Source organism: Parageobacillus thermantarcticus (assembly GCF_900111865.1).
In the GTDB taxonomy this organism is placed as follows: Bacteria; Bacillota; Bacilli; order Bacillales; family Anoxybacillaceae; genus Parageobacillus; species Parageobacillus thermantarcticus.
In genome coordinates this window covers 1-5618 of record NZ_FOJS01000081.1, presented here as the reverse complement: position 1 = coordinate 5618, position 5618 = coordinate 1, and the positions used below count along the sequence as shown (strand labels likewise).

Annotated in this window: 7 protein-coding genes, 1 rRNA gene and 1 pseudogene; 3 read left to right on the top strand and 6 right to left on the bottom strand. The window is 41.3% G+C overall.

Features of this window, described 5'->3' with window-relative positions; translation table 11 throughout:
- Together BM278_RS17735 and BM278_RS17730 are read right to left on the bottom strand one after the other, a co-directional pair.
- A 16S ribosomal RNA gene (locus BM278_RS17735) occupies positions 1-293 on the bottom strand; the annotation flags it as partial.
- Between the two features lie 500 nt (positions 294-793).
- Positions 794-1675, bottom strand: a complete 882-nt coding sequence (locus BM278_RS17730; RefSeq protein ID WP_090952389.1) for a nucleotidyltransferase-like protein — start codon at positions 1673-1675, stop codon at positions 794-796.
- Between the two features lie 155 nt (positions 1676-1830).
- Here BM278_RS17730 and BM278_RS17725 point away from each other — a divergent pair, with 155 nt between their 5' ends.
- The gene (locus BM278_RS17725) at positions 1831-2187 is read left to right on the top strand and encodes a YgzB family protein (RefSeq protein ID WP_090952386.1); all 357 of its coding nucleotides are present in this window, start codon (positions 1831-1833) and stop codon (positions 2185-2187) included.
- A 25-nt stretch (positions 2188-2212) separates the two neighbouring features.
- On the opposite strand, the gene perR is transcribed toward BM278_RS17725, so the two are convergent.
- The 3 genes from perR to BM278_RS17710 all read right to left on the bottom strand — a co-directional run bounded on the left by perR (position 2213) and on the right by BM278_RS17710 (position 3852).
- Entirely contained in the window at positions 2213-2665 is a 453-nt protein-coding gene (perR, locus tag BM278_RS17720; protein WP_090952383.1) for a peroxide-responsive transcriptional repressor PerR, read from the bottom strand.
- 244 nt (positions 2666-2909) lie between these two features.
- Positions 2910-3380, bottom strand: coding sequence for a thioredoxin-dependent thiol peroxidase (gene bcp / locus BM278_RS17715; RefSeq protein WP_090952380.1), 471 nt, complete (start codon positions 3378-3380; stop codon positions 2910-2912).
- Between the two features lie 67 nt (positions 3381-3447).
- Complete coding sequence (locus tag BM278_RS17710) at positions 3448-3852, bottom strand: potassium channel family protein (RefSeq protein WP_090952377.1); 405 nt, start codon at positions 3850-3852, stop codon at positions 3448-3450.
- 120 nt (positions 3853-3972) lie between these two features.
- On the opposite strand from BM278_RS17710, the gene BM278_RS17705 reads away from it, so the two are divergent.
- Positions 3973-4671, top strand: coding sequence for a response regulator transcription factor (locus BM278_RS17705; RefSeq protein ID WP_090952374.1), 699 nt, complete (start codon positions 3973-3975; stop codon positions 4669-4671).
- Entirely contained in the window at positions 4671-5399 is a 729-nt protein-coding gene (locus tag BM278_RS17700) for an ATP-binding protein (RefSeq protein ID WP_244151231.1), read from the top strand. Before BM278_RS17705 ends, BM278_RS17700 begins: the two co-directional genes overlap by 1 nt.
- 2 nt (positions 5400-5401) lie before the next feature.
- Here BM278_RS17700 and BM278_RS17695 read toward each other — a convergent pair.
- Positions 5402-5618 (bottom strand): annotated as a pseudogene (locus BM278_RS17695) (IS1634 family transposase); the annotation flags it as partial.

The window sequence follows — 5618 nt, the reverse complement described above, 5'->3', positions numbered from 1 at the left end:
GCATCGTCGCCTTGGTGAGCCGTTACCTCACCAACTAGCTAATGCGCCGCGGGCCCATCCGTAAGTGGCAGCCGAAGCCGCCTTTCAACCAAAGACCATGCGGTCTTCGGTGTTATCCGGTATTAGCTCCGGTTTCCCGGAGTTATCCCGGTCTTACGGGCAGGTTACCCACGTGTTACTCACCCGTCCGCCGCTAACCAAACAAGAGCAAGCTCCTGTTTGGTCCGCTCGACTTGCATGTATTAGGCACGCCGCCAGCGTTCGTCCTGAGCCAGGATCAAACTCTCCATAGAAAGTTGATTGGCTTATTCCCATAAGCTTCAGCGCCGACACCACAAGGCGCCAGTCACATTCGCTTTTCTGATTGTCTAGCTTCGGCTTCTAGCCCCTCGGGCCGCTTCGGTCTCGCTGTGGCGAATAGCCTCCTCGCGAGCCCTCCAGCGCCTGTCGAGGGTTCATCAGTCGCCTTCGCTTTTCTATGTGGACGCTTCGTTTTGTTCAGTTTTCAAGGAACATTCTTTTTTAAAGCGACTTTTTTATAATATCATTTATTACTTTTCATTGTCAAGCAATTTTTTATCTACATCATCCGCAATTTTCTTGATTGCGGCGACGTCTCATAATATATCATCTCTTTTTTAACAAGTCAATAACATTTTTTCTTCTTAAGATAATAAAATCATCCACCTTCATTTCAACATAAAAACAGGACTGACATATTCCTAAAAATGGACACGCAGCTCAAACAAACAGATAAAAACAAATTTCCAGACATAAGCACAACCAAAAAATTCTACTGCTCCTTTTCATTTTTCAACGAATAGTAACGATGATATATATGTGGGCTTTTTGTCGGCGCTTCCTTCACATACAAAATTTTCCTCTCAACTAAATATTCCAACATGATGATAAGGTCTACCGAATACGATGCAAGCTTTGGATGCTGCACCATTTCGGCAATGCTCCATGCCCCTTCTTTTTCCCTTAAAACGTTGCACAAATGAGCAGTACCTGATGAAATTCGCGAATGAATTAAAAACTCACTTGCCAAAAATAACAGTTCTAGCCGTTTCGGCAAAGGTTCTTCACTGCTGACAAGTTCCTCATATAGCTTATAAATTTGCACATCAATTTGTTTCACTTGATTCCAGACAGTCACTTCAGGATAAAACCCTTGTTCCATGACTGCTAATCGCGCTAAATGATGCAGTGCATGAATGACGTGATGATACGCATCCAACAATTGGTTCGCTTCAAAAAACGCTTTTCCATCCATATATCTACGCACTAATTTTGCAAATTCCAATCCCATTTTTAACTGCCGTATCTCTTTTGGGAACTCCGTCATACGATTGCGAAGTTGGTGTATATATTCATTACGGTCAAATAAAATCTTTCCGTTAAATATCCAATCGATGGCTTTTCGATGATTGCCAAGAAGCAGCCATTCGTTTAACTTTGTTTCATCGACCACATATAACGCTGCTTTTTCTTTTCCTGATGCGTAATGTTTCATAAATATAGGTGGATTCATGTCAGCGACAACTACCAATAAAACAAAATGAAAGGTATCTGTCACAGCCGACTTGTTCGCTTTCTTTTCAATTAGCAAAATGCCTAACGTATTACGGCGGCTGGCCCATTGCTGATAGATGGGACGAATTAAATCTTCCATGATATGATTTCCTCCATCTTCTTTATGTTGTCATTCGTTATTCGACAAGAAACAAAAAAATCCTCTTTGTCGTTTCCACGCCTCTCGAAGATAGCATTATGAAGCTAACATTACTTCTTCACTTTATGATATAGTGGTAATAGGAGGGACAAAGAATGGGCATTAAATATTCAAGCAAAATCAACAAAATTCGCACATTTGCCTTGAGCTTAATTTTTATCGGCGTTATTGTCATGTATATAGGAGTGTTTTTCCGTACATCTCCTTTCATTATGACATTGTTTATGATTTTAGGTCTTCTTTTTATCATCGCAAGCACCGTTGTTTATTTTTGGATTGGGACATTGTCAACAAGGGCAGTGCAAGTCGTATGCCCATCTTGCGGCAAAGTGACAAAAATGCTCGGCAGAGTGGATTTATGCATGTTTTGCAATGAGCCGTTGACATTAGATCCGGAGTTAGAAGGAAAAGAGTTTGACGAAAAATATAATCGAAAAAAAAGAAAAAGCTGATAGCAACTTCCCCGCTATCAGCTTTTTAATGTTGTTGGCGTGCTTTTTCTTGACAGTCAGGACACGTTCCATAAATTTCCATACGATGATGATCCACTTTGAATCCCGTTACATGTGCGGCAAGCGCTTCTACCTCATCTAATCCAGGATAATGAAAATCGACAATCTTGCCACATTGTTCACAAATAACGTGGTAATGATCAGATGTAACGAAATCAAAGCGGCTTGATGCATCACCGTATGTTAACTCTTTCACTAATCCGACCTCTTTAAAAACGCGCAAATTGTTATAGACGGTTGCTACGCTCATGTTTGGAAATTTTCCTTCCAGCGCTTTATATATTTCATCTGCTGTCGGGTGTGACATTGAATTAATTAAATATTCCAATATCGCATGACGTTGCGGAGTAATGCGTATTCCCGTCTGTTTTAATGTATCAAGCGCTTCTTTTAACTGTTGATTGTCAGACACCGTCATGCACCTCTCTTCCTAAAAAAATAAAAAGAATTATTATTTTATAATTTTTATAATTAGTCTACAAGCATTTTATGCTATTTGTCAATATTCGTATCATTAATATATGAAATCGTCACATTTTTTAACATAAAAAAATGGGCGGAAACTCGTTCCGCACCATTCATCGCGTTCATTTGAGGAGGTCACTATCCATCATACGCGTTGCCGAATTTTTTGCATGGACGTCTACCTAGAAATAGCAAAATTACGCTAAATTTTCTAAAATATATTTTAGCGCCTCTTCTACATGTCCCTTTACTTTAACTCCTCGCCATTCTTTTACTAATCTTCCGTCCTTGTCAATCAGAAATGTCGAGCGCTCGATTCCCATATACTCTTTCCCAAAATTTTTCTTTAGTTTCCAAACACCGTACATTTCCGCCACTTTATGTTCTTGATCAGAAAGCAATAAAAATGGCAGTTGATATTTTTCGATGAATTTTCTGTGACGTTCTACAGAATCCGTACTCACACCTAAAATAACTGCATTACTTTCCGCAAATTGTTCATGACGATCGCGAAAATCGCACGCTTCTGTCGTGCATCCCGGCGTCATATCTTTCGGATAAAAATACAATACAACATGTTTCCCGCGAAAATCAGAAAGGGAAACCATTTCACCGTTGCTTGCCGGCAAAGTGAAATCCGGAGCCATTTTTCCAATTTGCAGAGACATCGTTTTCCCTCCAATTGCCTTTATCCTTCGCTTTCAGGGTAGCGAAAGGGATAATAAATTGCAACAATTACTGCTTATCCCAATCCATCATCGTTCGAGCGACAAGCACAGCTGGCATAATATAGCCTAGCAAAGCTTCAATGATAGCGATCCATCTTCCGATTCCCACCGGTGTAACGTCTCCATATCCAACGGACAATAACGTGATCCCACTTAAATAAAAACTGTCTTGAAGGATGGAAACATGTTCATTCACCGTTCCATTCGCAGAAGTGGTAAAAACGTTATGTCCGTTCAGCTGCAGCACCATATATATAAGCCCAAAACCTAACATCATCGTGATATACCATTGAATAAGAACAAATAAATTTTCCAAGGAAATATGTCGCATCGCTTTTCTGCTTGTCGCCCAAATAGACGTAATGCTTCCAATTAACACCGTCGTCACGATTCCTACAAACGCGTACTCCATTTTCCCTCACCTCATACTTGTCCATAACCATATATACGAAGGCAGAAAGTCGATTATTCATATACAAGTCGATTCGGTATAATAAACTATGGAAAGAAAGATGATGGAGAGGGAGAAACCATGCATACGATTTTAATTGTCGAAGATGATGTAAAAATCGCCTCCATGCTTAAGGAGCATATTGAAAAATATGAATACCGCGCACATATTGCAGAACAGTTTGACGATATAAAGAAGGAATTTATCAAGTGTCGACCTCATCTTGTATTGCTCGACATTAATTTGCCTCGATTCGACGGTTTTTATTGGTGCCGGCAAATCCGCACGATTTCCCTCTGCCCCATTATTTTCATCTCCGCGCGCAGCCACGAAATGAATCAAATTATGGCCATTGAAAACGGTGGGGATGATTATATTACAAAGCCGTTTCATTTTGATCTGGTCATGGCAAAAATCAAAAGTTTATTGCGGCGAACATACGGTCCTTATGCTGTTCCCACAGAACCCCACGTATATGAGGTATCGGGATTGTACTTGTTATATGATCGACATGCCGTGCAATGGAAAGAGAAAACGGTCGAGCTAACAAAAAAGGAGTTTACCTTATTAGAACGTTTGGCGAAAAAATCCGGAAAAATTGTATCTCGTGAAGAACTGCTTGAGTCATTATGGGACGATGCGGAATTTGTCGACGATAATACATTATCCGTCAATATTACGCGCGTTCGCAAAAAGCTGCAGCAAATCGGAATCGAACAGGCAATTGAAACAGTTCGCGGAGTCGGTTATAAATTGGTGGAAACATGGAGGGACTTATAATGAAATTGTTTTTGCGCGAGCATATCCCGCTGGCCGTTTTTCATCTTCTTCACGCTGTACTTTTGCTATCGATTGTGTATTTATACATGCTCGAACAATCGTTTCATCCGTCTTTTGGCATGTTTGCGTATCTTTTTGTCATCAGCTTTGTGTGCATCGTGATGTTTTTAGCATGGCGCTATTGGCGACAATCCCATGCATATCGTTTTTTATCGTCGAACCTGCAGCGGTTGGACATGAGCGCGCACCCTTTTAGCGGGTCTCCGTTGCTGCTTGCTTTTCAAAAACTCCTCCACTCGCAATATCGTTATTACATACAAGAAATACAAGCGTTGCATAAAGAAATGGACGATGCATCATTATTTATGAACCAATGGGTACATCAGATGAAAACACCCGTTTCTGTCATGGATTTGCTTTTGCAAAACTTCGACATTCAAGACAAATCTGACCGGGAGTTTGTCAATAGCATGCGCGAAGAACTCGAACGATTGCAACATGGATTGGAACTCGCCCTGTATTCAGAACGGATAAAACGTTTTTCCCATGATTTTCACGTAAAGCGGCTGCCGCTAAAAACAATGGTCAACCATGTCATTCAACTCACATTTCGCACCCTAACAAGGTCAAAACAAAGGATTTTTTATTTAGTTTTTCAGAATAACTTTTTGACCAACACGACGAGCGATGGCTATCCTTTTTTTACCATCGCTGGTCGTTCCGTATGACGTTACACGTAAATGCTCTCATCCAGCCCCAACCCCTGCAGAATCCTTCGTTGTTCAGGGGTGAGGGAGCGATCCAGTGAGCGTTGGATGCGTCCATCCGGCAGCTCCAGGAGGACGACGTTCACATATTGAAACAGCTGGAAAATCGCCTGCCCCGTCGGTCGGGTCAGCTTGCGGCCTCCGGCGCCCTTTAATGGGTGTTCGGGTGTGATGAACTGG